The sequence below is a fragment of the Candidatus Thiosymbion oneisti genome, from assembly GCF_900092655.1.
GTDB lineage: Bacteria > Pseudomonadota > Gammaproteobacteria > Chromatiales > Chromatiaceae > Thiosymbion > Thiosymbion oneisti.
The window spans coordinates 1-2,492 of sequence record NZ_FLUY01000375.1; the positions used below are offsets into that span (position 1 = coordinate 1).

The window sequence follows — 2,492 nt, forward strand, 5'->3', positions numbered from 1 at the left end:
ACGGGGAGCGATTTATCGACTTTGCCGAGCGTTTTCTCAAGGAATTTGGAACAGCGGTCGGTGCACCGGCCTCGCTCACGGATCTCTGCGCCCGGCGTCAGGCCAAGTATCTGCGTGGCATCCGGGCTGCGCGAGCGGTATTTGTAGCCAAACAGGCGGCGTGATAGGGTCAAGTGGTTAAGGTTCGCTGTGAGGACCGATTCGGTTGCTCTGTTTCGCCTGTTAGCCGCCAGAAGTTTTGAGTGTTGGCAATGTGGTGCAAGGCAGGGAAGTCGGTAGCTTGTGGGAAAGGTCGTTTGGGCGTTGTGTGTTCACCGGCGCGTCCGTTTAAGTTCTGTGCAATCTTCATACGAAGGTGGCTCCGGTCACGCATGACGCAGGCTGAACCGGACTTCATAGTTGGAAGGGTGGCGGTCGGAAAGTTCGTCGTAACTAATGAAAACTGTCGGCTAACAAATGGCTTAGAGGCTGTCTAAAAACTAACATATTGATTTCAAAGCGGTAGGCTGGGTCAAGGGACTAAACTTAAGCAAACCAGACTTGCCCGTAAACGCTGGGTTTCGTTCCTCAACCCAGCCTACCGTCTACTCTGGCCTACGGCCCTTTTTTAGACAGCCTCTTAGCCCGACCCAATACCGCGCATCGAGCTCAGGAGCTTGGCTCAAGTCATTGGTAAATGCGGTATTGGGCCGGCTAGCCATGCCGTTAGCCAAAAAAACGGAAATGAAGATTGTGGGTAAAGAAATAAGTAAACTGAAAATTGATAAAAGATTACTGTCTGTAGTGACATCATTAGATCAAACAGATGATAGTGGCTATTGGCTTAGTAAAAAACCAATTGAAAGAATAGGTCATATTGAATTATTAAGAAGGATAAACTATGGAGATGGTGCTACCTCCAGACTTCAAAGAGTTCTTGAGTTTACTGAAGACTAAAAACATCCCATTATTTGTTGATTGGTGGGTATGCGGTTGGTTATCATGGCTATCCTAGAGCTACGAATGACATGGATATATGGATAGCTATTGAGCCCAAGGTAGCAGAACAAATGGTTTCTGCCTTAAAGGAATTTGGCTTTGATACGCCCCAACTTTCAAAAGATATTTTTCTCAAGGAAAACAATGTGGTGCGCATGGGTATTGCTCCTATTCGCATTGAAATATTGACGACAATTTCGGGTGTTTCTTTTGATGAGTGTTTTAAGGAAAGGATTGTTGATGAAATAGATGGCATTGAAGTAAACATCATTAGCTTGAATAAGTTAAAGATTAATAAGAAAGCGAGCGCCCGATACAAGGATTTAGATGACTATGAGAATTTACCTTGAAAACAACTATTGGCTAACAAGGCAATTCACTCGACCGCTACGGTCGCTACCGCTCCTTCCGCGTCGGGTGATTGCTGGCGTTAGCTTCACGAAATAGTAAGCACCGTCTGATAATAAGGATTCAATAATGTCCAAGACATTGTGTATTACCAACAAATTGCTTTCTCTTAAAGGCAAGATGTCAATTACAGATGAATCTGAAAATTTAATATATGATACAGAGGGCGAGTTTGCTTTTTTCAACCCAACATGGCGAATCAATAAAGGTCAAAAAGAAGTCGCATTCATACGAAGAAAGGTGTTTTCTTGGACTCCAACATGGATTGTTTCAAGTTTTATAGGAGACTTTATCATTAAACGTAAAATTTGGTCTTGGGTACGTCGCTACACAATTATAGATGGCCCATTTAATGGTGCTACAGCAAATGGCAATATGTGGGATCTGAGATTTGAAATTACTCGACAAGGAAGAAGAATTGCGCATGCAAAAGGTAAATTACTGACATTAAGAGATAAGCATGTCATAGAAGTTATAGAAGATGACGAACCGTCTGAATTAATCACTGTAATTATAATGGTTACACTTCATTTAGACAGAAAAAGTGAAAGCAGTGATTCATCTTCTTCAACAAATTCATATAGTGAGTAAGCTAATATTCAAATCCTGCCGACCCCAAAAAACTCCGCTTCGCTCTGCTTTTTGGTGCGGCTGATTTGAGCGTTATGCCTCTCAAAAGAAACCGCAGCTATGAATCTAAGCAGCTATGAATCTAAGTGGATAGTGATTATTATTAAGAGAATGAAAACATCACTTGAACACCTGCCAGAGCAAAAACAGCAGGAATTACAAAGAGCTATCGAGATCATTCGAGAAGAAATCGATCTTGATATGATTATTTTATTTGGGAGTTATGCCCGTGGTGACTGGGTAGAAGACCTTGACCCGGAAACCCTACTTTATCGCTATCAAAGCGACTTCGATCTTCTGATTATTACCGAAACACCCCGCCAAGCCAGTAAAGTTGAGCAAAACAATCAACTTGCTCAATGTTTGATCAAAACTATCCACCGAACGCCAATCAGCCTAATTGCCGAAGATATCCAGTTTGTAAATCGTCGTTTAAGGAAAAGTCAGTACTTTTATATTGACATCCTGCGAGAAGG

General features: G+C 42.5%; 4 protein-coding genes. All 4 read left to right on the plus strand.

Annotation, left to right across the window (positions count from 1 at the left end):
• Positions 1 to 732 precede the first annotated feature (732 nt).
• On the plus strand, positions 733 to 936 hold the full coding sequence (locus BQ17_RS20150) for a hypothetical protein (RefSeq protein WP_141699071.1): 204 nt from the start codon (positions 733 to 735) through the stop codon (positions 934 to 936).
• 71 nt (positions 937 to 1,007) lie between these two features.
• A complete protein-coding gene (locus tag BQ17_RS03645) occupies positions 1,008 to 1,328 on the plus strand; it encodes a hypothetical protein (protein WP_089724399.1) in 321 nt (106 codons plus the stop codon).
• Between the two features lie 127 nt (positions 1,329 to 1,455).
• A complete protein-coding gene (locus BQ17_RS03650; RefSeq protein WP_089724400.1) occupies positions 1,456 to 1,977 on the plus strand; it encodes an LURP-one-related family protein in 522 nt (173 codons plus the stop codon).
• Positions 1,978 to 2,076: 99 nt separating this feature from the next.
• Positions 2,077 to 2,492: nucleotidyltransferase domain-containing protein (locus BQ17_RS03655; protein WP_141699072.1), on the plus strand; the 416-nt coding region annotated here is incomplete at its 3' end.

Excerpts from the sequence above, each read along its gene's own strand:
- BQ17_RS03650 (WP_089724400.1), top strand. The coding sequence starts at position 1,456 with ATGTCCAAGACATTGTGTATTACCAACAAATTGCTTTCTCTTAAAGGC.
- BQ17_RS03645 (WP_089724399.1), top strand. The coding sequence starts at position 1,008 with ATGGATATATGGATAGCTATTGAGCCCAAGGTAGCAGAACAAATGGTT.